The sequence below is a fragment of the Streptomyces sp. NPDC005931 genome, from assembly GCF_042871235.1.
Lineage (GTDB): Bacteria > Actinomycetota > Actinomycetes > Streptomycetales > Streptomycetaceae > Streptomyces.
In genome coordinates, this window is record NZ_JBIAIG010000014.1 from 1 (window position 1) to 26,510 (window position 26,510).

General features: G+C 71.0%; 23 protein-coding genes. 3 read left to right on the forward strand and 20 right to left on the reverse strand.

Annotation, left to right across the window (positions count from 1 at the left end; genetic code table 11):
- Positions 1-392 precede the first annotated feature (392 nt).
- Entirely contained in the window at positions 393-905 is a 513-nt protein-coding gene (locus ACFYOV_RS26970) for an ATP-binding protein (protein WP_389091707.1), read from the reverse strand.
- Between the two features lie 163 nt (positions 906-1,068).
- Between ACFYOV_RS26970 and ACFYOV_RS26975 the strand changes: the two genes are divergently transcribed.
- Both ACFYOV_RS26975 and ACFYOV_RS26980 read left to right on the forward strand, forming a co-directional pair.
- Entirely contained in the window at positions 1,069-1,941 is an 873-nt protein-coding gene (locus ACFYOV_RS26975) for a Scr1 family TA system antitoxin-like transcriptional regulator (protein WP_389091710.1), read from the forward strand.
- The gene (locus tag ACFYOV_RS26980) at positions 1,938-2,138 is read left to right on the forward strand and encodes a DUF397 domain-containing protein (RefSeq protein WP_389091712.1); all 201 of its coding nucleotides are present in this window, start codon (positions 1,938-1,940) and stop codon (positions 2,136-2,138) included. Before ACFYOV_RS26975 ends, ACFYOV_RS26980 begins: the two co-directional genes overlap by 4 nt.
- A 140-nt stretch (positions 2,139-2,278) precedes the next feature.
- On the opposite strand, the gene ACFYOV_RS26985 is transcribed toward ACFYOV_RS26980, so the two are convergent.
- The 14 genes from ACFYOV_RS26985 to ACFYOV_RS27050 all read right to left on the reverse strand — a co-directional run bounded on the left by ACFYOV_RS26985 (position 2,279) and on the right by ACFYOV_RS27050 (position 14,202).
- Positions 2,279-2,848 carry a GNAT family N-acetyltransferase gene (locus tag ACFYOV_RS26985; RefSeq protein ID WP_389091715.1) on the reverse strand — a complete coding sequence of 190 codons (570 nt, stop codon included), beginning with the start codon at positions 2,846-2,848 and terminating at the stop codon, positions 2,279-2,281.
- Between the two features lie 127 nt (positions 2,849-2,975).
- A complete protein-coding gene (locus ACFYOV_RS26990; protein WP_389091718.1) occupies positions 2,976-4,199 on the reverse strand; it encodes an ABC transporter permease in 1,224 nt (407 codons plus the stop codon).
- Entirely contained in the window at positions 4,196-4,612 is a 417-nt protein-coding gene (locus ACFYOV_RS26995; protein ID WP_389091719.1) for a hypothetical protein, read from the reverse strand. The genes ACFYOV_RS26990 and ACFYOV_RS26995 overlap by 4 nt, the downstream gene beginning before the upstream one ends.
- A complete protein-coding gene (locus ACFYOV_RS27000; protein WP_389091721.1) occupies positions 4,609-5,271 on the reverse strand; it encodes an ABC transporter ATP-binding protein in 663 nt (220 codons plus the stop codon). Before ACFYOV_RS27000 ends, ACFYOV_RS26995 begins: the two co-directional genes overlap by 4 nt.
- Complete coding sequence (locus tag ACFYOV_RS27005; RefSeq protein ID WP_389091724.1) at positions 5,264-6,496, reverse strand: ABC transporter permease; 1,233 nt, start codon at positions 6,494-6,496, stop codon at positions 5,264-5,266. Before ACFYOV_RS27005 ends, ACFYOV_RS27000 begins: the two co-directional genes overlap by 8 nt.
- A 13-nt stretch (positions 6,497-6,509) precedes the next feature.
- A complete protein-coding gene (gene chrA / locus ACFYOV_RS27010) occupies positions 6,510-7,655 on the reverse strand; it encodes a chromate efflux transporter (protein ID WP_389091727.1) in 1,146 nt (381 codons plus the stop codon).
- On the reverse strand, positions 7,652-8,704 hold the full coding sequence (locus ACFYOV_RS27015) for an ABC transporter ATP-binding protein (RefSeq protein WP_389091729.1): 1,053 nt from the start codon (positions 8,702-8,704) through the stop codon (positions 7,652-7,654). The genes chrA and ACFYOV_RS27015 overlap by 4 nt, the downstream gene beginning before the upstream one ends.
- A complete protein-coding gene (locus tag ACFYOV_RS27020; protein WP_389091732.1) occupies positions 8,701-9,558 on the reverse strand; it encodes an ABC transporter permease in 858 nt (285 codons plus the stop codon). The genes ACFYOV_RS27015 and ACFYOV_RS27020 overlap by 4 nt, the downstream gene beginning before the upstream one ends.
- Positions 9,555-10,178 carry a molybdate ABC transporter substrate-binding protein gene (gene modA, locus ACFYOV_RS27025; RefSeq protein WP_389091735.1) on the reverse strand — a complete coding sequence of 208 codons (624 nt, stop codon included), beginning with the start codon at positions 10,176-10,178 and terminating at the stop codon, positions 9,555-9,557. Before modA ends, ACFYOV_RS27020 begins: the two co-directional genes overlap by 4 nt.
- 149 nt (positions 10,179-10,327) lie before the next feature.
- Positions 10,328-10,606, reverse strand: coding sequence for a MoaD/ThiS family protein (locus ACFYOV_RS27030; RefSeq protein ID WP_389091737.1), 279 nt, complete (start codon positions 10,604-10,606; stop codon positions 10,328-10,330).
- 19 nt (positions 10,607-10,625) lie between these two features.
- Positions 10,626-11,396 carry a HesA/MoeB/ThiF family protein gene (locus ACFYOV_RS27035; RefSeq protein WP_389091740.1) on the reverse strand — a complete coding sequence of 257 codons (771 nt, stop codon included), beginning with the start codon at positions 11,394-11,396 and terminating at the stop codon, positions 10,626-10,628.
- Positions 11,397-11,526: 130 nt separating this feature from the next.
- Entirely contained in the window at positions 11,527-12,921 is a 1,395-nt protein-coding gene (locus tag ACFYOV_RS27040; protein WP_389091742.1) for a sensor histidine kinase, read from the reverse strand.
- Between the two features lie 10 nt (positions 12,922-12,931).
- Positions 12,932-13,609 carry a response regulator transcription factor gene (locus ACFYOV_RS27045; RefSeq protein ID WP_389091745.1) on the reverse strand — a complete coding sequence of 226 codons (678 nt, stop codon included), beginning with the start codon at positions 13,607-13,609 and terminating at the stop codon, positions 12,932-12,934.
- Between the two features lie 128 nt (positions 13,610-13,737).
- Positions 13,738-14,202 (reverse strand): aspartate carbamoyltransferase, encoded by a 465-nt coding sequence (locus ACFYOV_RS27050; protein WP_389091747.1) that lies wholly within the window; start codon positions 14,200-14,202, stop codon positions 13,738-13,740.
- A gap of 723 nt (positions 14,203-14,925) precedes the next feature.
- Between ACFYOV_RS27050 and ACFYOV_RS27055 the strand changes: the two genes are divergently transcribed.
- The gene (locus ACFYOV_RS27055; RefSeq protein WP_389092037.1) at positions 14,926-15,252 is read left to right on the forward strand and encodes a multicopper oxidase domain-containing protein; all 327 of its coding nucleotides are present in this window, start codon (positions 14,926-14,928) and stop codon (positions 15,250-15,252) included.
- Here ACFYOV_RS27055 and ACFYOV_RS27060 read toward each other — a convergent pair.
- The 5 genes from ACFYOV_RS27060 to ACFYOV_RS27080 are packed head-to-tail and all read right to left on the reverse strand — an operon-like array spanning position 15,164 to position 26,249.
- Complete coding sequence (locus ACFYOV_RS27060; protein ID WP_389091749.1) at positions 15,164-16,330, reverse strand: SURF1 family cytochrome oxidase biogenesis protein; 1,167 nt, start codon at positions 16,328-16,330, stop codon at positions 15,164-15,166. The two genes, ACFYOV_RS27055 and ACFYOV_RS27060, sit on opposite strands and share 89 nt — an antisense overlap.
- Positions 16,331-16,333: 3 nt before the next feature.
- Positions 16,334-17,152 (reverse strand): thioesterase II family protein, encoded by an 819-nt coding sequence (locus ACFYOV_RS27065; protein ID WP_389091751.1) that lies wholly within the window; start codon positions 17,150-17,152, stop codon positions 16,334-16,336.
- Between the two features lie 34 nt (positions 17,153-17,186).
- Positions 17,187-18,800 carry a condensation domain-containing protein gene (locus ACFYOV_RS27070; RefSeq protein ID WP_389091754.1) on the reverse strand — a complete coding sequence of 538 codons (1,614 nt, stop codon included), beginning with the start codon at positions 18,798-18,800 and terminating at the stop codon, positions 17,187-17,189.
- Positions 18,793-22,845 carry an amino acid adenylation domain-containing protein gene (locus ACFYOV_RS27075; protein WP_389091756.1) on the reverse strand — a complete coding sequence of 1,351 codons (4,053 nt, stop codon included), beginning with the start codon at positions 22,843-22,845 and terminating at the stop codon, positions 18,793-18,795. The genes ACFYOV_RS27070 and ACFYOV_RS27075 overlap by 8 nt, the downstream gene beginning before the upstream one ends.
- Entirely contained in the window at positions 22,842-26,249 is a 3,408-nt protein-coding gene (locus tag ACFYOV_RS27080) for an amino acid adenylation domain-containing protein (protein ID WP_389091759.1), read from the reverse strand. Before ACFYOV_RS27080 ends, ACFYOV_RS27075 begins: the two co-directional genes overlap by 4 nt.
- Positions 26,250-26,510 lie beyond the last annotated feature (261 nt).

Consider the following 26,510-nt stretch of genomic DNA (forward strand, 5'->3'; position numbering starts at 1 on the left):
GGGGGGCGGGGGGGGGGGGGGGGGGGGGGGGGGGGGGGGGGGGGGGCGCCGCGGGGGGCCCCCCCCCCGGGGGGGGGGGGGGGGGGGGGGGGGGGGGGGGGCGGGGGGGGGGGGGGGGGGCGGGGGGGGGGGGGGGGTCGGGGGGGGGGGGCGGGCCCCCCCCCCCCCCCCGCCACACCCTCGTCCGAACGACCCGGGTCACCTCAACCCCCCGGCGGTGAAAGACGTTCAGTGACCGTCCTCCGGTGCCTCGACCGTGCCGCCGGGCGGGACGAGGCAGCGGCGCACCAGGACGTCCCAATGATCGGATCCGCCGTGAGCGCGGGCTCGGGGGCGCCGCCCTGCCGGACGGCCGCGCGGAACGGCTCGACCTGCTCCACATGTCACGCGGCTCATGGAGACGCCGACGTGGTTGCGGGACCACCGGGAGAGCCGGGGCACGTCCTGAGGGCCGCCCAACGGGCGCACTCCGCCCACACCGTCTTGCCGCCCGGCGGGCACGGTACGCAGCCCCAGGCGTCCGCGAGTGAAGCGACCAGGAGCAGACCCCGCCCGGACTCGCCGTCCGCCTCTGCGGCCGGGGCCGGCACGGGCGGACGATCGCCCCGCGCATCGGTGACCTCGATGTGCAGGGTGGTGGGGGTCAGGGTGAGGGCGAGGCGTGCGTTCCTCCCTCTCGCGCTGCCGTGCAGGGCGGCGTTCGCGGTCAGTTCGGCGATGAGGAGACAGGCCGTGGCCGTGCTGTCGTCGGCGGCGGCCTCCGGCCCGCCCTGCTGCGCGGTCAGCCAGCGCTCGGCGGCGTGGCGCGCGGTGTGCGCGCCGTGTGCGGTGCCGGGGAACAAGGTGCGGAAGTGTGCCGCGCCGACGATCGGTCGACCGGGAACGGTGACGGTTTCCTGATTCACCCCACCGAGGGTGACCGAGCCGTCCTGCCGTCGGGAGCACTCCGGCCGGTACCAGGGTGACTGTCCCGGTGCGGACCGTGTGGTGTACGGGCGTACGGCCGTGACCCGGCCGGGCCCTCGCCGGTTCGTCCTCGGTACAGGGAAAACAGGGTGGTGGTACGGCATGGCAGCGCAGTCGGGTACGGGGGTCCCCCCGGGTGGCGAGGCGGACGGTGCGGACGACGTCGCGGACCTGTTCCGGGCCTTGGGCCGGCAGATCAAGGTCGCCCGGGAGCGGGCCGGGCTGAGTCAGAAGGAGTTGGGCGACCGGATCGGGTACGGCGAGGAGACGATCTCGTCGGTCGAGCGGGCGCGGCGGACGCCCCAGCCCGAACTGCTGGTCGCGGTGGACCGGTTGCTGGACTGCGGCGGCCTGCTGGCGTCGGCCGCGGAGGACGTGGAACGGGCGAAGACCAGGCGCAGGGTGCGCCATCCGGAGTGGTTCCGGGACTATGCGCGGTTGGAGGGGGAGGCGGTTGAGCTCTGTTACTTCGCCAACCAGGCGGTGCCGGGCCTGTTCCAGACCCAAGAGTACGCGCGTGCCGTGTTCGCCAGCCGGCGGCCCTTCTTCGACGAGGAGACCATCGAGGAACGTGTTGCCGCCCGGATGGCCCGGCAGGATTTGATGACTCGATGGCCGCCGCCGACCGTGAGCGCTGTAGTCCAGGAGAGCATCCTGCGCCAGCCGTTCGGCGGCCCGGCCGTCCAGCGTGGCCAGTTGGAACAGCTCCTCCGCATCGGTCGGTTGCGGCACGTCGAGATCCAGGTCATGCCGACCGCGAGCCAGGACCATGCGGGCATGGGCGGCCCGTTCGCATTGCTCACCCCGAAGGGCAAGCCGCAGGTCGCCTATCTGGAGGTCCAGCACTTCAGCCGCCTCGTCACTGACCAGGAAGAGGTGCGTGTCCTGGCCGCGAAGCATGGCAGCATCCGAGGGCAGGCACTCACCCCACGCGAGTCCTTTCGCCTGCTCGAGAAGATGCTGGGAGACCTATGAACACCGAACGGTACACGCGGATCAACTGGTTCAAGAGCAGCTACAGCGGTGATGAAGGCGGCGAGTGCGTAGAGGTGGCCTCCGACGCGACCGCCATACACGTACGGGACTCCAAGGAGCGCGGCGGCCCTCGGCTCGCGTTCACGCGGTGCGCATGGTCCGGGTTCGTCACGGGCCTGGAGCGGGACCGGGCCTGACCCGCCCGCTGGAGCCCGTTACGTCGCGGCCCTGTCACGCCCCCTCCGGTGGCGGCCCGGTGCCCTTCGGCCCGCCACCGGTCGGCCCGACGGTGGCGCCGGCCGGCGCATCGGAACCGCTCTCAGCCCCGGTCAGCTGCTCAGGGGCAGGGCATGCTCATGTAAAGGGCCCGTTCGCCCGATGAGGGGGTGCCGTCGTAGAGCGTCGTGTCCAGCCCGCAGAAGGTGAATCCCATCCGCTGGTAGGCATGGATCGCCGGGGCGTTGATGTTGGTGACTTCCAGCCAGAGGTGCCCCGCACCGGACTCTCGGGCGAACCCGGCGGCGTGGCCGATCAGGGCGCGGCCGACGCCCCGGCCCCGATGTGCCGGAGCGATTTCGATGTCCTCGATGACCAGCCGCCGGTTCCACGAAGCGTAGGAAACGGTGGCGAAGCCCGCCAGCCCCCCGTCGGTGCCGACGGCGACGAAGGTACGGCTGTTCGGATCCGCCTCGGCCACGGGGGAATCGGTGCCGTCGGTGGTCACGGCCGGGAAGACCTTGTGGACGGGAGGGTTCACCGGGATCTCCCGGAGGGCGAACCCGTGCTCCGTGACGGCCACATGGAAGACGGTGTGCGTGGTGAAGGACCCGTCGAGTGCCTCGATGGCCTCGGTGTCCTCGGGCCGGGCCGTGCGGAACTCGTAGTCGGTGTCGCCAACGGTCGTCATGGCAGGAACGTACGACCGGTCTGACCGGCAGGGGGCGGATTCTGGACGGCTTCGAGATCCGACGCCGCCTGGCCTGCTCCCCACGGCGGCGAACTCGGCCGTCTCGGCCTCCTGCCGGTCCGCCCTCCTAGGACGACACCAGGTTCAGCGCCGGCTTGAGCGACGTCGCGCGGCGGGCTGCCAGCATGCCCGCGGCTGTTGCTCCCACCACGGAGGTGAGGCCGGCGGTGGCGAGGGCCGTCGTGCTGAAGCCGACCGGCAGACCGGCCTGCTCCGCCGGGGCCGGCGCGTGCCCCTCGGCCCCTGGTGGGCCGGTGACGATCTCCGGTGTCGGCAGGTAGGACAGGAGACCGGCGAGGGCCATACCGACGAGGATGCCGACGGCCGCACCGGCGGCGCTGAGGACCAGGGCCTCGAGCCCGAACGTGCGCACGACGTCGCGGCGGCTCCATCCCACGGCCATCAGCACGCCGATCTCGCGGGTGCGTTCCGCGACCAGGCCCCGGAGAGCGGTCCAGCTCAGCAGCAGCCCGCCCGCGGCGCCGACAACGGCCGCGACCGTGGAAAAGCGCGCGGAGATCCGCCCCACGGCGCCCATGATCTGGACGAGGCTGTCCGGCGTGATCGCGCTGACCGTGCCGACACGATCGGTGATACGACGGGTGACCGCCTCGGTGTCGGCCGAACTGCCGACCTGCACGTGGACCTGGTTCACCTGCCCGACGCGCAGCCCGGCGAGTTGCTGGGCATCGGCCAGTGAGACGTAGATGTTCGCAGCGGCGGCCTGGCTGGAATCCTTGACCTCGAGAAGGCCCACCACCGTGAAGTCACGGGTGCCGACGGTGACCTGATCCCCGACCCCGGTTCCGTAGAAGGCCGCGTAGTGCTGGTCGAGTACGGCCACGTCGCGTTCCCCGGTGCGCAGGGGCCGGCCGCGCACCATGTTCCGGTCCAGCACCCGTCCCGGGCCGACGGCGTGCTGCGCCGGGTCGACCCCCGCGATGGTGACGGTGGATCGCGGCCCGAAGTCCCAGATCTGGAGCGACCCCACGGCCACGCTGACCCCCTCGACCGACTCGATGTCGCGCAGCTCCTCGGAGTTGAAGGTCGACAGGCCGAAGGGCAACCGCACGCCTCGGGTGGCCTGCTGGGACGGTGTGCCGTCGTCCGGGCGCGTGAGGACCACGTCGGCGGCGACTCCGTCGAGCGGCTCGCGCGCCGCCTCGCGGAATCCCGCGCCCAGCGAGGTGAGGGCGATGAAGAGGGCCGAGCCGAGAGCCACCGCACCGACCACGGCGAGGGCTCGCCGGCCACGGTGGCGCAGTTGGGACCATACATAGGTGCGCGTCACGGAGCTTCACTCCTGGTGCGCTCCCGCAGCGCGGTGTCGAGGTCCTCGATACGCCAGTCCCCCTCGGCCGCCTTCATGGGAGCCCGGCCGACGGGAAAGCCCTTGAAGCGGACCTTGCCGTCGATGAGCACGGCGATCATGACGTGGCCCGTCAGGTCGTGCTTCTCCGCGAAATCCTGGCCCTCGGGCGTGTCCGCGTCGTGCCTGGAGACCTCGACCTCGCCCTCGTAGGCGGTGAGGACCTTGTCGATGTCCTCGAGAACCGGCTGTACGGGCGGGTGGTCGAGGTACACCAGATCCAGGCTCGCCCCTGCGGTGGGCGGGGACGCGTCCTCGTCCGTGTCCTTGTCCTGCGAACAGCCTCCGACCGCGAGAACCACCGCGACCGCCAGGGCCGTGCCGAGGCGCTTCATCCCACTACCTCGCCGTCGCGCAGCCGGATCCGCCGGTCGGCCGCGGCGGCCACCTTTTCGTCGTGGGTCACCACGACGAGCGCGAAACCCGTTTCCTTCCGCAGGTGTTGGAACATGTCGAGGATCTCCTTGCCCGTCGTGCTGTCGAGATTGCCGGTCGGTTCGTCCGCGAGCACCAGGGACGGCTCACCGACCAACGCTCGCGCGATCGCGACACGTTGCTGTTCTCCCCCGGACAACTGTCCGGGCCGGTGCGCCACACGATGGCCGAGGCCGACCTGGTCGAGGCGGCCCTCGGCCCGCTCCCTGCGCTCGGCGGCGCTCATGCGCCGGGGATACAGGGGCACGGCGACGTTCTCCACCGCGGAGAGGGTGGGGATCAGGTGGAACGCCTGGAAGACGAGCCCCACGTGGTCGCGTCGCCACGTCGCCAGGGCGTCCTCCTCCGTGGGCAGGCGCTCGCCGAGGCTGGTGATCTCTCCGGTGTCCGGCGAGTCGAGTCCGGCGAGCAGGTTGAGCAGGGTGCTCTTGCCCGACCCCGATCTTCCGACGATGGCCAGGAACTCACCGGCGTGGACGCTCAGGTCCACTCCGGCGACGGCGGTGACGGATCCGAAGGACTTCCGTACTCCCTCGGCCCGCAGGACCTCATCAGGCACGCCATGCCTCCATCGGCTTGATCCCTGCCGCGCGTCGCGCGGCGATGACGCTGACCAGTCCCGCCGTCCCCAGGCTGACCACCGCGGCCACCGCGATCATGGCCGGGCCCAGCGAGGCGTCCAACGGAACCGTGAGTGACAGCCGACGCGCTCCCCCGGGCAGGAAGTGAGGGGTCGGGCTGAGTTCCCAGGGCACGGGAACGGTCACCTGCGTACGGCTCAGTGCCCATGTCACCGCTCCGGCCACCAGAACTCCGAGGCCGAGGCCGAGAAGGGTGACCGCCGTTGTCTCGGCGGTGAGTTGGGAGGTCACCGAGCGGCGGGACCAGCCGACCGCGCGCAGCACGGCGACGTCACGCCGGCGCTCGGCGAGATTGGACATCACCGTGCGGGCCAGACCCGCCGCCGCGACCAGCAGGGCCGCGACGCCGACCAGCAGGCCCAGCCGGTCGATGAGGCCGAACGTGGGCCCGAGCACCTTGTCGAACGACTGCGGGGTCGTGATCAGTCCGTCCTCACCGAGCAGTGACTTCATGTCCTTTGCGACGGCGGAGCTGCGGGACGGCCGGCTGGTGACGAACACCATGTTGACGTCGGCCGGCTTCGTCAGCCCCGCCCGGGTGGACATGTCCTGTGCGTCCGGCAGCGGTATGTAGACGTTGGCGTTGGCTATCTGGCCGGCGCGGCTGCTGTCCACCAGACCGACCACGGTGTGGTCCCGCCCGTCCACGGTGACCGATCCGCCGACCCGGATCTTCTTCTGCTCGGCGTAACTCAGGTCGACCACCGCAGCGCCGGAGTCCCCGGCGGTGAGGAAGCGCCCTTCACGCACGCCGGCGCGCAGGCGTCCCGGGCCGGTGCCCGTCGCTGGATCGACCCCGAGGGCGACGACGAGGTCGTCGTTCTGGAACGACCAGAGGAACAGCGCACGGCCGACCTCTTCCACACCCTCGACGCGCCTGATCTTCTCGACCTCGTCCGCGCTGATGGGCGCGGCGGAATGAGGGAAGACCACCCCCTCGAAGGCGTCCGGACGGTCGCCCTCGCGCTGGGCGACGATGTCGGTGCCGATCTCGGTCAGGGGTGTCCGGGCTGCCTCACGGTAACCGTTGCCGTATGCCTGCAGGCTGAGGAACAGCGCCAGCCCGATGGCGAAGCTTATGGCGCCGGTGAGCGTGCGGGCGGGGCGGCCCCGCAGTTCGGCGCTGAGGAAGTGGCGGTGCACGTGCCCTGCTCCTTCAGAGGAGATGGTGGATGAGGAGGCGCAGCAACCCGAAGACGGCCCCCGCGCCCACCAGAGGCAGGGCGGACGACGGACGCCGCCACAGGACGAGCCCCGCGGTGGCCGCGACGACGACGGTGAGCGGATCGACGAGTGCGCTGCGTCCCAGCTCGACGGTGAATCCCGCGAGGACGCCGATGGCACCGAGCGTCACCCCGTCCAGTGCCGCACGTGTCGAGGCGTGCTTCCTGATCACGCGCAGAGCAGGACCGGCGGCCGCCATGAGGACGAAGGACGGCAGAACCACGGCGATCGTCACGACGAGGGCGCCGAGCGGACCGGCGAGGGTGTAACCGAGGAAGGTGGCCGTGTTGAGCACCGGCCCGGGTGTCACCTGTCCGACCATGATGGCGTCCAGGAGCTGGTCCTCGGTGATCCATCCTCTGTCGACCACGAGTTCACCGCGCAGTACGGCGAGGAGGACCGCGCCGCCGCCGAAGAGGAGGGCTCCCGCCTTGAGGAACACTCCCGCGAGGGCGGGGAGGTCGGGGTGCTCGGCGGGGACCGCGAGGGGCACGAGCAGGAGCGGGGACCTGCCCGTTCGACGGACGCGCCACAGGTGGGCGCCGAGCATGACGGCACCGGCGATCGCGAGCAGGGCCAGCTCGTCGACGCCCAGGAGGTACAGCCCTGCCACACAGGCGATCAGGGCGATCCTGCCCCGTTGCGGCCGCGCGCCCTTGGCGAGGCGGACGACCGACCAGCCGGTGACGGCGATGACCACGGGTTTGATGCCGTACAGGATCCCGGCCGCCGCGGACGTGCTCCCGTAGCGCAAGTAGAGCGCGCCGAGCACCGCGGCCAGCAGCGCGCCGGGCAGGACGAATGCCACCCCGCCGAGGACGAACCCGACGCGGCCGGCCCGTCGGTGCCCGATGTGCATGGCCATCTCGACGGCATTGGGACCGGGCAGCACGGTGACCATGCCGACGAGATCCAGGAACTCGCGCTCGTCGAGCCATTTCAGGCCCAGGACCACCTTGCTGTGCACCAGCGCCATGTTGGCCGCCGGTCCGCCGAACGAGAGGCCGCCGATGCGGAAGAAGGCCCAGAAGACCTCTCCCGCGGCGCGACCCCCCACGCGGCGCTGTGCCTCCGTCATGCTCCGAAGACCTCGATCTCGGTGGCCTTGACGGAGACCCAGACGTCGTCGCCCGGTTCCAGTCCGAGCTCGGCGAAGGCTGCCGTGGTCACCTCCGCGACCACGGCGGGCTTGCCGGCCAGTGAGACGCGCAGCACGTCGCGTTCGACATCGAGACTCTCCACGCGGCAACGCCAGGTGTTGCGCGGTGAGCCGTCGGGTTCGTCGCGATGGAGCGCGATCGCGCGCGGGTGAATGCCGGCCCACACGTCTCCGCTCGCGCCCTTCGGTATGACGAGACTCCGGCCCCCTTCCACCGTGAGACGGTCCCCTTCCGCCCAGCCGCGGAGCAGGTTGATGCCCACGAAGCGGGCCACGTAGGGAGATCGTGGCCGGGCCGTCACCTCTGCGGGGCTGCCGGACTGCACCACCCTGCCGTCTTCGATGATCAGCAACTGGTCCGCCAGCGTGAAGGCCTCCGTGGGATCGTGCGTGACCACCAGCCGCACCCCCGGGAACGACGCCAGGGCCCGTTGCAGGTCCCTGCGCATGTCGGCGCGGAGGCCCACGTCGAGCGCCGAGAGCGGTTCGTCGAGGAGGAGCAGATCCGGGGTGATGGCCAGGGCTCGTGCCAGGGCGACCCGTTGGGCCTGCCCGCCCGACAGCTCCCGGGGACGGGCCGCGGCCCGGTCGTCCAGACCGAGCCGGTCGAGCCATTGGGCCGCCCTGCGGCGGCATTCGGCCCGGGAGACACCGCGGCACCGCAGGCCGAACGCCACATTGTCGACGGCGTTCAGGTGCGGGATGAGCCGGAGGTCCTGGAACACGACTCCGACCGGACGGCATTCCGGCGGCACGAAGGTACCGGCGGCCGGGTCGTCGAGCACCCGTCCGTTGAGGGTGAGCCTGCCGCCACCGAGCGGGAGCAGCCCGCACAGCGCTCGCAGCAGTGTGCTCTTGCCCGCGCCGTTGGGGCCGAGGACGGCCACCGTCTGCCCCTCGGGGATGTCGAGGCCGACGTCGATCGAGAAGGTGCCGGCCGACGCCTGGATCGCTGCCTGGAGACTCACAGTCCACCTGCCCATTGCTTGCGCAGACCGATCAGGATGCTGAGCGACACCGCAAGGAGCAGCAGGCTCAGCACGATCGCCGCCTCCGGACTGCGTTCGAGGGCGACGTAGACCGCCAGCGGCAGCGTCTGCGTGGTGCCCGGCAGGTTCCCCGCGAAGGTGATCGTGGCGCCGAACTCGCCCAGGGCACGTGCCCAGCAGAGCACCCCGCCGTACAGCAGCGACGGCCGGATCTGCGGGAGCGTGACCCGTCGGAAGACCGTCCAGGGACTGGCGCCCAGCGTACGGGCGGCTTCTTCCATGCGTGTGTCGGCCGACTGCAGGGCGCCGCACACGGTGAGCACCAGGAACGGCATGGCGACGAACGCCTCGGCGAGAATCACACCGTGCGTCGAGAAGGCCAGCCGTATTCCGAAGGCTTCGTCGAGGAACCGGCCGAAGACGCCGTCGCGTCCGAAGGCGAGCAGGAGGGCCACACCCCCCACCACGGGCGGGAGCACCACGGGAAGAGTGGTGATGGCCCGGAGGACGGAGCGTCCGGGCAGCTCGGTGCGGACCAGGATCCACGCGACGGGCACACCGAGGACCAGGCACAGCACGGTGGCGCTGACGGAGCACAGGAGCGACACGCTCAGCGCGGCTCGGGTCTCGGGCGCCCCCAACTGCTCCATGGCGTCGGCCCACGGAACGCGCAGCAGGAGCGCCGCGAGCGGAGCGGCGAACATGAGGATGCCGAGCCCGCCCAACGTCATGAAGGCGGCCGGCAGCCACCGCGAGCGGCGCGCTCGCGGTGGCTGCAACGGCGCTCCCTGCTGCATCACGTCGATCGGGTGCTTGATCGAGGTGTCGGTCATGCCGGCGCCAGGAAGCCGTGACGACGCAGGACCTTCTGGGCTTCCGCGGACAGCAGGTAGTCCACGAACAGCCGGCCACCGGCCGTGTTCCTTCCGGTGTTGAGGAGACCGACCGGGTACCGTGCCTCGACGTTCCGGGCGGGAGGCACGGCGATTCCGTCGGCCTTTCCCCTGGCGCCCAGCACCTCGGTGGCGTACACCACGCCCACGTCGGCCTCACCCATGGTGACGCGGCTCACGACCTGCTTGACGTCGAGTTCCTCGCCGCCCTTCGGTACGGACACTCCCGATCGTTGCAGGGCCTGTCGCGCATAGCGGCCGACGGGGACCTGCGGTCCGCACATCGATACGGTCAGGCCGGGCCGGTCGAGATCCTCGAGTCCCTTGATCTTCTCGGGGTTTCCCTTCTGGACGAGGAGGGCGAGCGTGTTGCGGGCGAAGACTTCGGGCTTGTCCTCGGTCAGCTTTCCGTCGACGGCCTTCTGCATGGTGTGCTCGTCGGCGGAGGCGAAGACGTCACCGGGGGCTCCGTTCGCCAACTGCGTCACGAGTGTGGAGGAACTGCCGAGGTTCAGCCGGACCTCGAGGTCGGGATGCTCCTTGCGGAAGCCTTGCTTCACCTCTTCCAGGGCGCTCCCCAGGGAAGCGGCCGCGAAGACCGTGACGGTCTTCCCGTCCCCCGCGGAGGCCGTGTTCGAGCACGCCGTGAGGGACGAACCCAGGACACTTGTGGCAACGGCAATGAGGATGCCTCGCCGCGTGATGCCGGCTATAGCGCACCCCCGGCCATCGCGGGGATGACGTGGACCTCGTCGCGAGCGGCGACAGCGGTCTGTTCACCGTCGAGCACTCGGATGTCGTCACCGTTCACGAACACATTGATGTGCGGAAGCATCCGTCCGGAAGAGTCGCGCAGCATGCTCTCGACACCCGGGTAACGGGCCGCGAAGTCGGCGAACGCCTCGGCCACCGTCACACCGGAGACCTCGGCCACGGCCTTGCCGTCGGTGTGGCGTCGCATGATGGTCGGAATGAAGAGTTTGGGCATGACCAGTCTTCCGTTCGGTTCAGGAGCGGGCGTCGACGAGGCTGCCGCAGGTCCGGCAGTCGGGTCGCCGTACCACGTTGAGCAGTCGGGTCATGTTCGTGCGCAGGTCGAAGTACATGAGCTGCGACGCGAGGGGCTCGGCGAAGCCGGTGATCACCTTGATCGCCTCCATGGCGGCCATCGTTCCGACGAAGCCGGACGCCGGACTCATGACCGGGAAGACGCTGATGTCGTTCCAGTAGTCCGGCTTCTGCGGGTAGACACAGGCGAGGCAGGGCGTGCGGCCGGGCCGGACGGTCAGGACGTAGCCCTCGGTGTCGTACATCGCTCCGGAGACGAGGGGGATGCCCAGGTCGACCGCGGCCTGGTTGAGGGCGTAGCGCTCCTCGAAGAGGGGGGCGCCGTCCACGATGAGGTCGGCGTCGCCGACGATGGAACGGACGTTGTCCGGATTGACGTACTCGGGGACGGTCGCCACGTCGGCCTCGGGGTTGATGCGCCGGAGGGTGTCGGCGAACGCGTCCGCGCACGGCCGCCCCAGGTCGTCCGCCGTGGCGAGAAGCCAGCGGTTGAGGAACTCAGGGACGACGGTGCCTCCGTGAGCGACCGTCAGGCGGCCCACACCGGCCATGGCCAGGTGTGCGGCGACCGTTCCGCCGACGCCGCCGCCGCGTGAGATCACGACGTGCGCGTCCCGCAGCCGCCGCTGCCCCTCGATGCCGAAGCCGTCCTGGCGGATCTGCCGCGAGTATCTCTCGAGCTGGAACTGAGTGAAGTCAGGTGCCTGCAAAGTCAACGCTACCCCCGTGTGTTGACGAGATCGCCTCGTTGTTCGATGGCGAACCGACCGTATGGGCGCGTAGGTCAGCAGGGGCGCAGAGCAGCGTTAAGAAACTTCAAGGAACTGGCAGGCGTCCGCTTCACTTCGCTTCGCGGTGAGCCCACAGCGGCAGGGTGAGCCGGGCGTCCACGCCGTGGGCGGGTGCCGGGACCGGTACCAGACACAGCGATCCGCTGTTGGACTGCGCCAGGGCGTCGGCGATCGCCAGGCCGAGACCGGACCCCTCACGGCCGGCGGAGTTGCTGCCCCGCCAGAACCGGTCGAGGGCACGCCGGCACTCCTCCGCACTCATGCCCGGTCCCTCGTCCCGGACATGTATCCGGACGGTGTCGCCGGAGGTCTCGAGCCGGATGACGACGCGGGTGTCCGCGTCGGACACGTGCAGGGCGTTGTCGATGAGGACGTCGAGGATCTGTTCCAGGTGTCCGGGGACGCAGGCGCACACGGCGGCGTTCCCCTCGGGGCCGACGAGCTTCACGCCCTTGCGAACGGCCGCCTCGCTCCAGGCGGTGATCCGTCCCGACACCACCGTCCGCACGTCGACGGGCTCCGCGGGCTGGTCCAGGCCCTGGGCTCGTGCCAGGCGGAGCATCTGGTCGAGGATGGAGGACAGTCGCTCGGCCTCCGTGACGGCCTGTTCCAACTGCCGGGCCCCTTCAGGCCTGATCCACGGCTCGAGTGCCTCCACCCGCAGTCTCAGGGCCGTCAGGGGATTGCGCATCTGGTGCGAGGCGTCGGCGGCGAAGGCCTTCTGGGCATTCAGCAGTGTGACGAGCCGGTCCGCCATCAGGTCGAACGCGTGGAAGAGCCTTCGTATCTCCGGTGGGCCCCCCGCGCACTGTGCCCGGGCGTCGTACGCCCCGTCGGCTATGGCCTGAGCCGTCCTGTTCAGTCGCTCGATGGGCCGAAGCAGCCAGCGACTGAGCGGAATGCCGGCGAGGCCCACGGCGGTGAGGGCCAGGGCTCCCACGACCAGAAGCACGAGGAGGCGCTGGACGATGTCGTGCCGCAGGGCGGTGGTGGAGGCGACGGCACCGACGGCGCCCACCACCGTCTCACCCCGGTAGGCCGGCTCGGCGAAGATCACCGGCTCCGGGCGGAGGGTGGGGCTGGGGCGGTGCGGTACGCCGGTGGCGGAGCCGCGCACCGCGTTCACGAGGCGCGCGCTCAGCCTCTTGGCCACGCGGTCGGCGCCGTCCCGGGACGACAGGACGGTGCGGCCGTCGTGGTCGACGACGACGATGGTGGTGTCGTAGCGCCTGTCGTACGCGCGCATCCGGTCCTCGAGGTCGTCCGGGGACCCTCCGGTGAGTACCTGGCCCGCGTCCTTGGCGAACTCCTGCACGGCCTGGTGCCGCACGGTCACCAGGTGGTGGTACTCGTTCATCGAGTAGCTGAGCGCCAGGGGAGCGCCCAGCATGAGCAGGATCAGGAGGGTGAGTGACAGGTACGTGATCAGAAGCCGTATCTGCACGCCGTGCGCCTCACTGGTTCGGGTCGGTGAGGCGGAAACCCACACCGCGGACCGTCTCGATCCACCTCCTGTCCCCGAGTTTGGCGCGCAGGGCGGAGATGTGGACGTCCAGGGTGCGAGTGGAGCCGTACCAGTTCTCGTCCCACACCCGTTCGATGATCGACTCCCTGGTCAGTACGGCTCCGCTTTCCTCCATCAGCATCGTGAGCAGGTCGAATTCCTTGGCGGTGAGGGAAAGCGGCCGTCCGGCAAGGGTCACCTGGCGCGCCCGGACGTCGATCGACAGCGGCCCCACCTCCATCAGCGGCGGAGTAGGGCCGGCCACGGGCGTTGAGGGTCCGCTGCGTCTCGTCACCGCTTCTATCCGCGCCAGGAGTTCACGGATGCCGTACGGCTTGACGACGTAGTCGTCGGCGCCGGCCTTCAGGAGCAGTACCCGGTCCAGTTCCTCGGAGCGCGCGGTCACCGCGATGATGGGCACCGCGGAGAAGGTCCGGATCCGGCGGCACACCTCGTACCCGTCGAGGTCCGGGAGGTTGAGGTCCAGCAGGACGAACTCGGTCTCCGGGGCCATGTTCACCGCACGGGTCCCCGAGGGCACCCAGCTGACGGCGTGGCCGTGTTGCCGGAGAGCCTCGGAGAGCGCGTCAGCCACGTGCTCGTCGTCCTCCACCAGAAGTATGCGCACGAACGTCCACCGAATCCCCTTCGGAGGCCCCCGCCTCCACCGCGTGGATCTTAGATGAAAACCGCTGAACGTGACTGTGCGTCCGCCGCTTGCGCACTAATGGTCACAGGTCGGACGTCCGGGCGTCGTCACCCGGCGCCGTGCTGCGCGTGGGCACCGTGATCGCCGAGTTGTGCCCCGAACCAGCGGTGCAGCGCGTTCACCAGGGCCCGGTCGGTCGTCGTGTAGGTCAGCGTGGCCCCGTCGGGCCGTTCGGAGTACCGCACCTCGATGTTCTCGTGCCCGTCGGACAACTCTTTCAAGCCGGGCATGGCGGAGCCGTGGATTTTTGCGGGATCCGCGAAGTCACCGCGAGCGAACGCGGCAGCCTCCTTCTTCAAGTGTGAACGGATCAGGCGCACTTGTTCCGCATCCTGTTCCCGGTCTGCGACCACGTCCTGGGTTCCGCCCGTCGCCGTTTCCGTGAATCGGTGCGTCGTCCGTTCCAGGTCGAAGGGCATGACCGACCGGCCCTTCTCGGCAATCGCCTCCTGCCGGGCGGAGGAATCCCCACCCGTGACCACCACGACTCCCGCGGCCGTCGCACCGCCCACCACGAGAACGGTTCCGCCCACCCACAGGGCCCCACGCCTTCCGATTCCCATCACTTTCTCCTCCTGTACACGACACCACGCCATGACTTCGTTCGACCGTACAACCGGCCTACAAGAGGGTTCCGGACAGGAAACTCGGGAAGCGGAATCTTTGAAAAGCCCTGCACTCCGGCTGACAAGCGGCGAACGGACCACTTCGCCGGTTCGCACTTTCCTGCACCACCACTGTCCGGCCATTGCACAGCCACCGCTTAATGTGGGCGGCGATCCCCCAGTCCGCTTCATGGGAGGCACGCCGAGGTGCCCTGGTCACCACTTACTCGCAGGAGATCCAGCCGGACAGCTCCCGCATGGCTTCTGATCGCCGCCGCGCTTGTGCTGCTCCTCGTCGCGGGCTGGCTGCTGCTGGACTTCTACTCCTCGGCCGGGCACTCCTCCGAACGCTGCGCGGACGGGCCCGGCACCGGGCAGGGAGCTGGATGCCCGTCTCCCGGTGCACCGCCCCCCGATCACGACCGGGGCACGCACAGCGGTGCCGGGGCTCTCTGTTCTGCGTCGACACGGGGTGATGCGCCGTGCGCGCGGCCGCCACATGCCGCGCCGCACTCCGCGCGGGAGCCGTCGCAGCAGGAGTGAACCTGCTGGGAGCCCGTTCCGGCGCCGCGGGCCGCGGGGGTCACCCGGGGCACCCCGACACGCCCGCACTCGCACCGGGCGGCGAACCTGCGCGCCTGGTGTCCACGAACACGACGCAGTTGTGGCACCCCGTGCCGTTGCGCGGCCACACCCTTCGCCCTCCCGGACCACGGTCCCCGCGAGGACACCGCCGTCGTCCCGCCCGGCAGGATCCTCGTCGTCGACTTCGACGCGGACCGTCCCGGTCCGGGGATGGTGCACTGCCACCACGTCCACCATCGGAAACCGGCACGACGGCGGTCCTCGGCCGCCGCCGGCACCACCGCTAACGGCAGCCGACCAGTTCCACGGAGGTGGCCCGTTGCGCGGTGCGCAGTGTCACCCGGGCCTCGACCCGCCGACCGCTCTCCGTGATCCGCACGTCCTTGCGGCCGGCCTCCTGGCCCGTCTGCGCGAGGGAGCGCAGCGTACAGACCACGGGGGACGCACTGGAGGCCCTTTCGACCTCGATCCTGGCCTCGACCGCCCGGTCGGAGACGACGTCGAAGGCGACCAGTCTGCTGTTGACGTCCTCACCCGCGACGTACGCGGTGCCGCTCCAGACGATCAGGGCCAGCAGCCCCGCGCCCAGGACCGCTCCCGAGACCTTCAGGACGCGGTCCTTGCGCGCGTCGGCGGTCGGGTCGTGCCGGACCGTGGCAACGGCCGCAGCGGGCACGGGCCGCGGTGTGCCCACCGGGGCGTCGCCCTGCCGGGCGCGGTGGAGCTCTGATTCACGGCGGTAGAAGCGGGACCACATGAAGACGACGAAGCCCGCGAAGGCGAACCACTCTCCGGTGTAGCCCAGGTTCTGGAAGGCCTTGAGGTCCAGTCCGGTGCCCGGCGCACCGGCCGGAGGGACGGGACGCAGGTCCCCCGGCGCGTCGGGAAGTGTGAGCCAGGCATCGTGCACCGGGTACGGCACGAGATTCACCAAGGAACCGGCGTTGAGGACACCGAGCCGGCCGGCGGGCAACCCGCCCTCCTCGTGGGCGCCCCTGGTCCCCCGGGTTTCCGGGGGCTGGACGGCACCGGTGACGGTCACCTCGCCGCGCGGCGCAGCCGGGACGCGGGCGCCGTGGGCGTCACCGGGCAGCCAGCCTCGGACGACGGGCACCGCGTCGCCGCGTTCCGGGCGCAACAGGGTGACGACGTAGAAACCACGCCTGTCGCCCAACCATCGGTCGGGTACCAGGAATTGCTCGTCGTAGCGGCCGGTGACGACCGCGAGGCGCCCCGTCGTGCGCGTGGTGACCGGCACCAGGGCGTCCACGGACGAAGTGGCCTGGCCGGTGGGGAACACGCCCTCGGTGCGTTCCCTCGCCTCATGGGCCTCGACCCGCGCCGCGAAGCGGTCGAGCTGCCAACTGCCCATGAAGAGGCAGAAGGACACGGAGACCAGGACGAAGAGGTTGATCCCCCACCAGCGGGGTGTCAGAAGGAACCGTTGCACGACTCACACCCCACGAGGCCGTCCGGTTGCCCCTTGGGGACGGGTGCGACCGACCCCGAGCGGCGACAACGGACGCAGGCGCGCCCGGACGACGCCGACGACGTCCGCCTGCGCCTCCCGCAGGAAGAAGTGCCCGCCGGGGAAGGTGTCGAGCGTGCAAAGGCCCGTCGTGTGGTCGCGCCACGCCTCGGCCTCCTCGCGGGTCACCTTGGGATCGTCGGCGCCCCTCAACACGGCGACGGGGCAGCTCGGTTCGGGACCGGCACGGTGGCGGTACGTCTCGACGGCCCGGTAGTCGACGCGTACGGCGGGAAGCACCAGGCGCAGCACGTCGGCGTCGTCCAGCAGCTCCGCGTCGGTGCCGTCCAGCGACCGGAGTTCCTCCACGAGCCCGTCGTCGTCCTTCAGGTGTGTGTACTCCTCCCGCCGCCGCGAGGGGGCGCGCCGGCCGGAGGCGAACAGCAGGGCGCAGGGCGTCTGCACCTCGTGTTCGAGCCGCCTGGCCGTCTCGTAGGCGAGCACGGCGCCCATGCTGTGGCCGAACAGCGCCAACGGCCGTTCGTCGAGGATCGGACCGAGCGCGTCGATGATGCCGTCGGTCAGCGCGGCGATGTCGTCGAGCGCCGGCTCGGATCTGCGGTCCTGGCGCCCCGGATACTGCACCGCGACCACCTCGACGGCCGGCGAGAGCGCCCTGGAGAACGAGTGGTAGAAGCCCGCCGCGCCACCGGCGTGCGGGAAGCACACCAGGCGGACGGGTGCCCGGTCCGCGGCATGGAATCGCCGCAGCCAGCGGGTGTCGGTCGGGGCGGATGCGTTCATGTCCGAATCTCCGTCGTCTCGTCGATCACCCGGGTCACCGCACCGCCGCCGGCCGCGACCAGGCGTCGTCCTCGGCCGCCAGCCGGTTCAGGAGGCCCTCGTAGGAGCGGAGCATGTCGTCCATCAGCCCGTCGGGGAACAGTTCGTCCACGGCGTCCCAGGCCAGCAGCACCGCACCGTCCACCGTGTAGACCTGGTGGTCCAGCCAGACCTGGGGGGTCTGGGAGAGCATCCCCGTCCACTCGCCCAGCTCGGCACGGACCTCGGGACGGACGAACGCCGAGTGCAGGTTGCATGCGAACACCACGGGTGCGCCGACGCGTCGGCCACCGTTGGCCCGGCGCAGGTCCTGGAGCACGTTCAGGGTGGAGTACTGGGCGTGCGAGACGTTCTGCTGGATCTGCCGTTGGAGGTCCTTGACCCGCTGTGCGAAGGGAGCAGGCTGCCGCAGGTCCACGGCCAGGAGCACCAGACTGGTGAAGTCGGCGACCATGTCGTGGACGGCCGGGTCCAGTGGCTGCCGGTCGAACAACGGCACGTTGAGCAGGAAGTGCTGCTCCTCGCTCCACGCGCCCAGCACCTCGGCGTAGGCGGTCGCCAGCACCATGGCGGGCGTGAGACCGAGCCGGCGCGCACGTGCGGTGACGCGCTCCCAGTCGCGCGCCCCGACCCGGAAGCCGCGCCGGGAGAAGACGGGCCTGGTGATCTGCTCCGGCGGCACGGCCAGGGGCAGCTTCGGACCCGAGAGGGGGAGCCGGTCGAGCCGGCCGCGCCAGTAGGCGCGGGCCGTTGCCAGCGGACTGTCCGGGTTGCTCAACGCTCCGCACGAGGCACGGTAATCCTGGAGGTACTGGGCGAACCCGTAGGCGGGTGCCGGGGGCAGGTCCTCCGGATCCCGGTAGGCCCGCGCCAGATCGGCCAGTACGATTTCGATGCTGGCCACATCGGCGACGAGGAGGTCGATGTTGACGTGGATCCGCGTCCGGCCGCCGGGAAGCAGTGACAACTGGACGTCGAACACCTCACCGGTGGCGACGTCGAGCACCCGGTGGGACAGCCGTGACCGCAGGTCCGCGAGGCTCCTGTCGACGTCGTCCGCGCCGGTGAAGTCGTGCACCACGAGGCCATTCCACGGGCTCTTCTCGAGGATCATCTGCCGGCCGTCGTCCAGGAACCGGGCGCGCAACATGTCGTGCCGCCCGAGAATCCGCCGCACGGCGGTCTCCAGCCGGTCCGGGGAGACAGCGTCGCCGTCGAGCTCCAGATAGGCGTGGCAGCCGACGCCGCCGAGGGCCATTCCCTCGCGGCGCCCGATCCAGTACGCCCGCTGAACCGGTGTGAGATCGAACGCGGCCGACGCGTCGACCGTCCGGCGCTGCTCCCCGGGCCGCCCGGCCGGCTGCGTCCGAGGGCCGGCGACGGCCGTGGCCGTGAGCAACGCGTGCCAGTGCTCCACCGTGGGCTGTTCGGCCAGTGCGCGGAACGTCACGGCGGCTCCGGTCCGCCGCCACTCCCCCGCCAGCTTCATCATCCGGATCGAGTCCATGCCGTGCCCGATCAGATCGGCCGAGTCGGAGATCGATGCGGCGTCCACATCGAGTACCTCGGCGACCGCGCGCCGGATGTCGTCCTTCGTGGTGTCATTCATGGGCAGTCCTTGCCGTTGCGTGAGGGAGGCCGTGAGCGGAACGGCTCGTGGGCGCCCGCCGTGACCCCAGGTCCCCGAGCCACGCGGTGACCCGCTCCGCAATGGACGGCAGCAGTCCGGGACCGACGATCGAGTAGTGATCGTGCGGCCAGATCTCCGCGTCGAGGGAGGAGCAGACGGCGCGCCAGGCCGGAATCGGATCGGCACGGTCCACCTCACCGGCCACCAGCAGGAGGGTGGGCACCGGCGACGGGCCCACCTGGTGATCGGCGAGGACGGCCAGGTTGTGTGCGTGGACGCGCATCAGCCGCTCGTACTGACGGGCCGCCGTCTCCGGGGGGAGCCAGCCGGACTCGACGGCGATCCTCGTCCCGGTTGCCACGAGCCGGTCCGGACCGGCGTTGCGGACGGCGTCCCGCACGGCCTCGGGAAGGCGCCCGCCGGCGAGATCCGCGAGGAACTCAAGGTGCCGGTCCGCTTCGGTGGCCGGCGCCCGTACTTCGGTGAGATCACTGTCGATCATGACGACGGCGGCCTCGTGCCCCTGCTCGGCGAGCTGCCCGGCGACCTCGTGGGCGAGTACTCCACCCATCGACCAGCCGCCCAGCACGTACGGGCCGTGGGGCCGAACGCGTTGCACTTCCTCCCGGTAGGCCGCGGCCATGGACTTGAGATCCGGTTCCAGAGCCGTCGTCGTCCCTTCGGCGAGGGCCCGGCTCTGGAAGGCGTGAACAGGTCCCTGCCACACGCGGGCCAGTGGTGTGTAGCTGGTCACCGAGCCGCCCACGGGGTGGAAGAGGAAGAGTTCGGTGCCGCCGTCCGCATCGTGGCCGCCGGCCAGCGTCACGCGGCAGGACGCGATCCGGTCCCTGTCCCCGATGCGCTCGGCGAGCGCCCGTACGGTCGGCGCCTCGAAGATCTCACCGAACCGCAACTCGACCCCGAGCTCCGCTTCCATCCTGCCGATCAGCCGCAGGGCGAGCAGGGAATTGCCGCCCAGGGCGAAGAAGTCGTCGTCCGGTTCCACGGCCGGAAGGTCCAGCAGCTCGGCCCACATCGCCCTGAGCCGTGTGAGGTGCTCGCCGGAGGGGGTGCCGTCGCCGGCCCTCCCGGTCGCGTCCGGCGCGGACTGCGGCTGCCGGGCGACGGCGGCCAGTGCCGCGGCGACGTCCACCTTGCCGTTCGGTGTCAGCGGCAGTCGGCTCACCACATGGATCTGGCCCGGAACCAGATAGTGCGGCAGTCGTGCGGCCAGGTGTGTGCGTACCGCCCGGTGGTCGAGCCCACCGTCCTCGTGGGGCACGACAAGCGCGACCAGGCGCAGCTGGCCCCCGGAGCTCTCCACCGCGCTCACCACGCACTCCCGCACGGCGGGGTGTTCGCGGGCCGCCGCTTCCACCTCTCCGGGCTCGACGCGGAAGCCCTGGATCTTCAGCTGCCGGTCCTCCCGGCCGAGGAACTCGATGGTGCCGTCGGGGCGGTAGCGACCGAGGTCGCCCGTCCAGTAGAGGCGTTCACCGGTCTCCGGGTGCCGCACGAAGCGCTCCGTCGTGCGCTCCTCGTCCCGCCAGTACCCCTTGCCCAGGCCGGCCCCACCGATGTGGATGCGGCCGACGGCCCAGGGAGGACGCAGGCCCATGCGGTGATCGAGCACCCGCATGGTCTGGTTCCGCAGGGGAACGCCGTAAGGGATGCTCTGCCAGCCCTCTTCGACCTTCCCTATCTCGTGGATGTTCGACCAGATGGACGCTTCCGTCGCCCCGCCCATGGCGATAAGCCGCGCGCCGGGCCACACGGCACGCAGCTGGTCGGGCAGGGCGAGCGGGATCCAGTCGCCGCTCATCATGAAGGCCCGCACGGGCGGGGCCCCCGTCGGCCACTTCTCCACGACTTCGGCGAGCATCTGGGCCAGCGCCGGCACCGAGTTCCACACCGTCGCCCCGTGGGTGACCGCGGCCCGCGCCCAGCCCACGGGGTCGGGCCGGGACGTCGCCGTCGGCAGCACGAGGGCCGCGCCGGCGGCGAGCGACCCGAAGACGTCCCACACCGACAGGTCGAAGCTCAGGGACGAGATGCCGAAGACACGGTCCTCGGGTCCCAGCGCGAGACGCTGGTTGATGTCGGCGACGGTGTTGACCGCCGCCCGGTGCTCGATCATGACGCCCTTGGGCCGGCCCGTCGATCCCGAGGTGTGGATGATGTAGGCGAGGTCTCCCGGGTCACCCGCGGGGGCGCCGAGGGGCTCCTCGGCCGGCCGGGCCAGGTCCACGGCCAGGGTCGGCCGGTGACCGAGCGGCTCACCGTCCGGACCGGTGTGGGACTGCACCAGAACCACCCGTGCGGAACACGACTCCATCAGGTGCCGGATGCGCTCACCGGGCAACGCGGCGTCGACGGGGCAGTACGCCGCTCCCGAGCGCAGCACGCCGAGGACGGCTACCACCTGCTCCCAGCCCTTGCTCATGACCACGGGCACGACGTCGCCGCGTCCCACTCCCCGGCCCGAGAGCCACGCGGCCACGCTCCTGGAGAGGGCCTCCACCTCCCCGTAGGTGAGGACGCGTTCGGCGGAGATGACGGCCGGGGCGTCCGGTCGCGCCGCCGCCCGGCGGAGGAAGCCGTCCTCCAGGCGCTCGTCGGGGGCGGGCCGCACGTCGTCGTTGAGCGCGGCGACCACGGCGCGGTGCGTGCTGGGCACCGGATCCGGCTCGCGCTGTGCGCCGTCCGGGCCCGCGAGGACGTCGAGCATGCGCCCGTACGCCTCGAACATGAGGTCCGGCAGGCCCGGCGGGAACGCGTCGTCGACGACGTCCCAGACGCAGTTCACTCCTCCGTAGACGCCGTCGTGGAGCTGGTTGTCGATGAGGACCTGCGGCGTGCGCAGGTCGCTGTGAACCTCCCGGCAGGCCGGGCGTGCACCTTGCTGCGGCTGCTCCGCCCCTCCGCCCGGGCGGGCCTGTGCCTTGAGCATGCTGGTGAAGACGTAGGGCAGTGCCGCCCGCGAGGACCAGCCGCGGCGGGCGGCCAGTTCCCGTGTGATCCGTACGCCGGCGACATCGGCGTTCTGCAGGTCGCGCAGGACCTGCTTCTGGAGGTTCCGGCCCCGCTGCCAGAAGTCACCCGGCTGCGCGAGGTCCACCTCCAGCGGCAATGTGGCGCCGAACTGCCCCATGACACCCGCCATCTCCGGACGGGTCGTCGCCCAGTTCTGGTGCAGCATGTTCAGGGCGAAGCGGGGGGTGTCGGCCCACGCGCCGAGGACCTCCGCGAACACGTGCAGCAGCGCGGTCGTCGGCAGGATGCGGTGCCTGCGGAACGCGGTGCACAGCCGCTGCCACTGGGCCGGGGTGAGCCGGTGTGTGCGCCGGGTGAACCGTACGGTGGTGATCGCCGACGGCTGTACGGCCAGGGGGAGCCGGGGGGCGTCCGGAAGGCTCTCCAGCCGTTCCTCCCAGTACTGCCACTGCGCCTGGTACTCCGGCGTGCTCTCGTGCTCGAGCAGCTTCATCCGGCAGTCGCGATAGGTGAGCCCGGGCCGCGGCAGCTCGGTGTCCGGATCGTGGTAGTACGCCCGCCACTCGTCCATGACCTGGCGGATGCCACGGCCGTCCAGCAGCAGCAGACTCATCGCGATGTGGACGCGGAACCGCCGGGGCCTGACGCGGTGGACGACGACGTCGAAGAGCGGCCAGTGGGCGGGGTCGACGCCCGACTCGCACATGCGCCGCCTGGTCGCGAGGATCTCGCTCTCCTGATCGTCCCGGCGAAGGCCCGTCAGATCGACGACCGGGATCCGGTACCGCGTGGTCCCGCGCTCGTCGAGGACTCGTTGCCGACCCGCTCCGTCGACCACCGTCCGCAGGTGGTCGTGGCGACGCAGCAACTGGTCGACGGCCCGCTCAGCGCGGGACGGGTCGAGGTCGACCATGTCGAGTTCGACGTAGTAGCCGGGACGGAAGCCGCCCAGCTCCACCATGCGGGACATGCCGACCATGTACGCCTCCTGAAGAGGCGTCAGTGGGAACGGTGCGTGGGCGGTGGTCATCCGTTGGCCTCCGCGTCGCGGGACAGGAGCGCCGCGAGTTCCTTGATCGTGGGTGCCTCGAAGAGCATGTCGATGGCCTCGTCGCCCGTCTTCTCGACGCCGAGTTCGGTACGGAATTGGGCGGCCATGCGTACGGCGTGCAGCGAGTCGCCGCCCAGGTCGAAGAAGTTGTCCTCGACACCGAAGCCGTCGTGCCCCAGTGCGTCGCGCCAGATCTCGAACAGGCGCTCCTCCAGCTCGGTGCGCGGTTCGGTCCGCTCGTCGGGTGCCGACTCCCGCCAGGGTGAGGGAAGCGCGGAACGGTCGACCTTGCCGTTGGCGCTCAGCGGCAGTTCGTCGATGACCAGGTAGTGGTTGGGGACCATGTAGTCGGGCAGCAGGTCGCCCAGGACCTTGCCCAGGAGCGTCAGGTCCAGGGGCCCGCCGCCGGACGTGGTACCGGCGATCAGGACGTGCTGGATCAGGGCGTCCACCGCGGGATCGCCGTCGGGCACCGGGACGGTCCGGGAGAAGCCTGCCGTCGTCAGGTGCTCCCGCCACTCGGGCACCGAGAGCAGCGTGGCCTCACGCTGGTCCTGGTAGTTCCCGAAGCCCTCGAGGAAGGCGAAACTGATCATGTTGAGGGGCGAGTTGAACGTCCCCTCGATCAGAACGGCGATGCCTCCCGGCGCGATGAGCCGTCGGAGGGCGGCCAGGCTGCGGGTGAGGTTCTTGGCGTCGTGCAGCACGTTCGCCGCCACGACGACGTCGGCGCACCCAGGGGCGAGCCCCTGTGTTCCCGGGTCGTCGTCGATGTCGAACAGCCCGTAGGTGACGAAGGGATAGGCGTCCCGGTAGCGCCTCTTCGCGGACTCGGTGAAGGCGGTCGACAGATCGGTGAAGTGGTACTCCGCCCGATCCGCCGGCAGTTCGCGCAGGACGCGGTCCGTGGTGGAGCCGGTGCCGGCGCCCACCTCCAGGATGCGTGCCTTCCGGCCGGCCGGGAACTGCTCGACGAAGCGGCGGACCGCCCGCGCCGCGATGCGGTTCTGCACCTGCGCGGCCGGGTTCGCCGCGTACAGCGCCTCGGTGACGCGCCAGTCCCCGTCCGGCAGGAGGAGCTGGAGCGGCCGTATCTCGCCGCGCAGCAGGGGCAGCTGCCGCTCGATGCACGCGGTGAAGTACTCCAGCAGCACCTGGTCGGCGCCGTCGGCCTTGATGTCGCCGAGCGCCGTGTCGATCTCCCGGTCCAGCGCTGCGGCGTCGAGCGCCCGCTCGGTGCGGTACCGCCCGGGCTGCTCCGTCGCGCGCAGATCCCCCCGGCCGGCGAGCAGGGTCATCCACTGGTCGAGGAGTCCGCGGTACAGGGGCCGTACGCCGCACCGCTCGACGACGTCGTCCGCGGTGGCGGCTTCCCCCGCGGTGGTGAAGACGCCGAGGCGGGCGAGGTTGCGCGCCATGACGGACGGGGCGACGGCCTCCAGGCGGTGCCACAGATCGCGGAACGACTCGATGGCCGGTGCAAGGTCTCCGGTGGCCTGCCGCAGTTCGTCCTGGGCCGCCTCGAGCACCGCCGGCCAGGCGTGCGCGGCATCGGGTCCGGTCTGCGGCTCGGCCGTACCGTCCTCGGGGAGCACGTAGGCCACCAGCTGGCCGCGCCGGGTCGCGGGGTTGGTGTCGACGGTGACGACGGCCTCGCGCACTCCGGGTTGCCGGCGGAGCACGGCAGCGATCTCGTCGAGTTCGATCCGATAGCCGTTGACCTTGACCTGGGTGTCCTCCCGTCCGAGGAACTCGATGTCGCCACCGGGCAGATAGCGGCCGAGGTCTCCGGTGCGGTAGAGCGTTTCCCCGGTCGCGGGGTGCACGATGAACCGCTCGGCCGTGCGCACCGGATCGGCCCAGTAGCCCTTGGCCACGCCGACACCACCGATGTAGATCTCGCCGGTGGTCCATACGGGGCAGGGGTCCAGCGCGTGGTCGAGCACGTGGAGGGTCTGGTTGGCGAGCGGCTTGCCGTACGGGATGCGGCTCCAGTCGGCGGGGACCTCGGCGACGGGGTGGTGGACGGACCAGATCGACGCCTCGGTCGCACCGCCGAGGCTGATGACCCGGGCGTCGGGGTAGGGGGCGCGGATCGCGTCCGGCAGGGACACCGGGATCCAGTCGCCGCTGAGCATCACCAGGCGCAGGGGCGCGTTGGCGGGCGGCGGGGTGGGGGCCTCCAGCCAGACACGCATGAGTGCCGGTACGGAGTTCCAGACCGTGACGCCGTGCCGCTCGACCAGCTGGGACCAGTATTCCGGGTCGTGGACTCGGCCGGGGGTGGGCATGACCACCGCGGCACCGGCGGCGAGTGCGCCGAAGATGTCGTACACGGAGAGGTCGAAGCTGAGGGACGACAGGGCGAGCACGCGGTCGACGGGGCCGACGCCGAACCGCCTGTTGATGTCCTGGACGGTGTTGGCCGCTCCGCGGTGGTCGATGACCACGCCCTTGGGCTGTCCGGTCGAGCCGGAGGTGAAGATGACGTAGGCCAGGTCGTCGGGCGTGGGCGCCAGGTCCAGCGGTCCCGCGTCGGCGTCGCGTACCTCGGGGTCGTCCGGCGTGACGACGTGGAGGCCGGCGGGCCAGTCGAGTTCGTCGCGGAGTTTCGCCGTGGTGACGACAATGCGGACCTCGCCCTGTTCGATCAGCTGGGCGCGGCGGGCGGCGGGCCACTGCGCGTCGATGGGCAGGTAGGCGGCGCGGGACAGCGTGACGCCGAGGACGGCGGGAACCTGCGCAAGGCTCTTCTCGACGACCACGGCGACGAGGCGGCCCGGCGCGGCGCCGAGCTCGACGAGGCGGCGGGCCAGTTTCCGGGCGCCGGTCACGGCCTCGCGGTAGGTGAGGCGGCCGTCCTCCGTCAGGACGGCCACGGCGTCCGGCGCCTCGGCCGCCCGGGCCTCCACCAGGCCGCACAGGGTCTCCGCGGGGATCTCGGCCGCGGTGTCGTTGACCCGGTCGCGTTCGTCCCTCTGCCACCGCGGCAGCGCGACGATCCGTCCCCGCGCGTCCCACAACTCCGGCTCGCGGGCGAGCCGGGTGAGCACGTCCGTACAGACGCCCGCGAGGTCCTCCGGCAGGCCGGCGGGAAGGGCCCCTCGCGGTACCTCCCACGTCACCGTGAGGCCGCCGTCCTTCTCGGTGATGAGGCAGCTCATGAGCCGTGGGGCGGGGGCGGACGCGTCCGGCGCCGCCGGGGGCTCCTCGTCCAGCCGGCGGCGAACCCGCCGAGCACGGACCGCGAAGGAGTCCGGGGGCTGCACGTCGAAGCCGAGCGTCGCGGGGGCACGGCCCGGGAGGGCGATGCCGAGCGAGAAGTCGGGGCGCTTGGACCACAGCCGCAGTACATCGGCGACGGCCGCGGTGACGGCGGCCACGGGATCGGCATCCCGCCCGCACGATATGTTCACAAAGGATTCCCAGTCACGGTCGCGAACCTCGCTCAGGAGATGCGTGAGCTCACCGGCAACCGTCGGGTCCGCCTGGGTCAGGGTGGGAATTTCGGGAGCCGAGGGACGGATGTCCAGCCACAGCCGGACTCCTTCTCCACCACGCATTTCAGAAAAGCTATTCCGTGCCATCTTGGAACCTGCCCCCTACTGTTCCTCGCGTCCGGCGCTTCTTGACGCCGACGCATG

Bases quoted from the DNA above. Each gene is read 5' to 3' on its own strand.
- ACFYOV_RS27065 (WP_389091751.1), bottom strand. From the start codon at position 17,152: ATGAACGCATCCGCCCCGACCGACACCCGCTGGCTGCGGCGATTCCAT.
- ACFYOV_RS26995 (WP_389091719.1), bottom strand. From the start codon at position 4,612: ATGAAGCGCCTCGGCACGGCCCTGGCGGTCGCGGTGGTTCTCGCGGTC.
- chrA (WP_389091727.1), bottom strand. From the start codon at position 7,655: ATGACGGAGGCACAGCGCCGCGTGGGGGGTCGCGCCGCGGGAGAGGTC.
- ACFYOV_RS26985 (WP_389091715.1), bottom strand. From the start codon at position 2,848: ATGACGACCGTTGGCGACACCGACTACGAGTTCCGCACGGCCCGGCCC.
- ACFYOV_RS27020 (WP_389091732.1), bottom strand. From the start codon at position 9,558: ATGACCGACACCTCGATCAAGCACCCGATCGACGTGATGCAGCAGGGA.
- ACFYOV_RS26980 (WP_389091712.1), top strand. From the start codon at position 1,938: ATGAACACCGAACGGTACACGCGGATCAACTGGTTCAAGAGCAGCTAC.
- ACFYOV_RS27070 (WP_389091754.1), bottom strand. From the start codon at position 18,800: ATGAATGACACCACGAAGGACGACATCCGGCGCGCGGTCGCCGAGGTA.
- ACFYOV_RS27030 (WP_389091737.1), bottom strand. From the start codon at position 10,606: ATGCCCAAACTCTTCATTCCGACCATCATGCGACGCCACACCGACGGC.
- ACFYOV_RS26975 (WP_389091710.1), top strand. From the start codon at position 1,069: ATGGCAGCGCAGTCGGGTACGGGGGTCCCCCCGGGTGGCGAGGCGGAC.
- ACFYOV_RS27075 (WP_389091756.1), bottom strand. From the start codon at position 22,845: ATGACCACCGCCCACGCACCGTTCCCACTGACGCCTCTTCAGGAGGCG.